Source organism: Moorena sp. SIO4E2 (assembly GCF_010671945.1).
Lineage (GTDB): Bacteria > Cyanobacteriota > Cyanobacteriia > Cyanobacteriales > Coleofasciculaceae > Moorena > Moorena producens.
Window position 1 is genome coordinate 1 of record NZ_JAAHIE010000946.1, and the last position, 2,140, is coordinate 2,140.

The following is a 2,140-nucleotide window of genomic DNA, read 5'->3' on the forward strand; positions in this document are numbered from 1 at the left end:
GGACTTGCTTCGCAAGTCCTGGAGATTTCTTATACAGTTAGATGGGGATTCGGACCCGACCTAACTCTAACCGTCTTACAGACGGCCGGGATTCTACCCCACGGATGTCGTTACAGGAATTCTGAATTCTTAATTCTGAACTCCTGTAACTCCTTTTTTGTTGATGTCCCTGCTGGGAAAAGCCAAAAGACTATATCAAAAATCTTTACAGGTCTGGAGATTTATCTACAGACCTGATTGCCTCTTTAAGGACTTTCTCTTCACAAAAGTTCCAACTCCCATAGCGAGACTTAATATTAATGGAGTGGATGTGGGTTCAGGAACGTGTACTGGATTGAGATTTATGTTGTTGAACTCGCTGATTTCAGCATTTGCAAGAATATCAATTCCAGACTGAAGTTTTCGTTCACCTGTAACAAAAAACGGAAACATCAGTGACGTATTGAGAGTAAGGTGGGCACCATTGCGAGTAGGTATTTCTGTACCGGGGAATGGGCGTGGTGCTTGAACATCAATATCAAAATCCATATTCTCTGCTCTAAAGCTGCGATTAGCACGGCTGAGTCCCAAAGCGTGTCCAATTTCGTGCTTGGCAAGCGAGAGCAAGTCAAACCGACCAATTGCATCACCAACTGGATCGGTGTAGACGCGCCCAATGTTGATGTCTCCTCCTCCTAGTTGTGTTGTTGTTGTCTCAGTAAATGTCTGATACTCTTCGTTTTGATCAGGGGTAGGATCCAGAAACCACAAGCTGGAGCCATCATTGTCGAAGCGAATGGTGCCCTCTGTCTCGCGGTTGGGTGTCCCCTCTTGTGCGACGAGACTGTGAACTGCCAAGGTACCGCCGCCCAGTGGTGCCCATCCAAAGTTAAGCGTTAAGTCAAAATCATCCAGGATGGCTCTTTCCCACCACTCAGCAGCAGCATTGAAAATGTCTACCAAGTTGCCTCCCCCTACGGCATTTTCTGGAGCTGCTCCTGCTCTAAAGTTTGGTGTGATGCTTAAGGCATCTCCCGAGCTTCCTTGTGCGCTCAAGACGTCACTGAAGTTAAAATCCTCGGTATTCCAATCAGTTCCTGGTTCTATGAAGTGACGATGAATAGTTATAGCCCTAGCTTTCGGCACAGTTACCGAAAGTGTCGCTAGTGAACCCAGGGTTGCAAGTGTGAGTGAATTGATGAATCTTATCGTTAGATTGTTCGTCATTTGAATACTTCTAAAAATCAAGATATTCAAGCTAAGCAGGCTATTTTAAGTGCGACTGCCAAGGCACATTAATATGGATAAGAACTCCCAAGATAGTATAAATTCTCTTGGGACAATTTGATTTTTTTAAATTTTAATTGCCAATTTTTTATCAAGAGCTATGACCATATAATATTACTTAATTAAGTAATATAAATTGCAATTTATCATCAATAGCTACTCAATTTTTATGGTAGTTTTACTGCAAAACAAATCGTGGGCAATGAATATAATCTAACAACAATAAAGAGACTTTACAAGCTCAAAAGCGTATGTTTATAGAAGCTTTTATTAGTTGCTCAGAGAAAATACGGATGCACAAAACTAGATAATTAAGTATTAATTTAATGTGAAGGTTAAGCAACATTGTGAAGGTTAAGCAACATTATACTCCTGAGGTATAAGGGAGTGAGCGCCCATAGCATACTGGTAAAAGAAAGCATCATTTGGGAGCGTTCAGATCGTTCTTAGTGTTGCGTGGTGTAGATAGTCCTTTTTAGCAAACTATATTTCTCTGAAAGAGAAACTTTTTATCACAGCTGGGATGAATTCAGATCCCCCTAGAGGTCAAAAACTCGCCAGCACCATCCTACTGGTAGTGGCTTGGCTTTTGGGTAATATCTGGGCGCTGCAATGGCTATTTGAGTCATTTAGGTACGCATAACTGCTAAATCTGATGCTTATCGGTTAAAACTCCGGATATCTTTCCCCTCTTGCTTTTTGCCTGTTGTATGCAAAGCAATTGCTGCAAGAAGTGTGTTTACAATCGAGATATGAACGCGCGCGCTTATCACAGCAAGCTCAAACCCATGAAGGGGCTATAGCTTTTTTACAAATGCTCTGCATAAGTGATAGCTCCCGATAGATAGTCCTTTTTAGCACACTTTATTTCTCT

General features: G+C 41.9%; 1 protein-coding gene. It reads right to left on the reverse strand.

What is annotated here, in order from left to right:
* Positions 1 to 225 precede the first annotated feature (225 nt).
* A complete protein-coding gene (locus F6K37_RS39275) occupies positions 226 to 1,125 on the reverse strand; it encodes a PEP-CTERM sorting domain-containing protein (RefSeq protein ID WP_158026235.1) in 900 nt (299 codons plus the stop codon).
* Positions 1,126 to 2,140 lie beyond the last annotated feature (1,015 nt).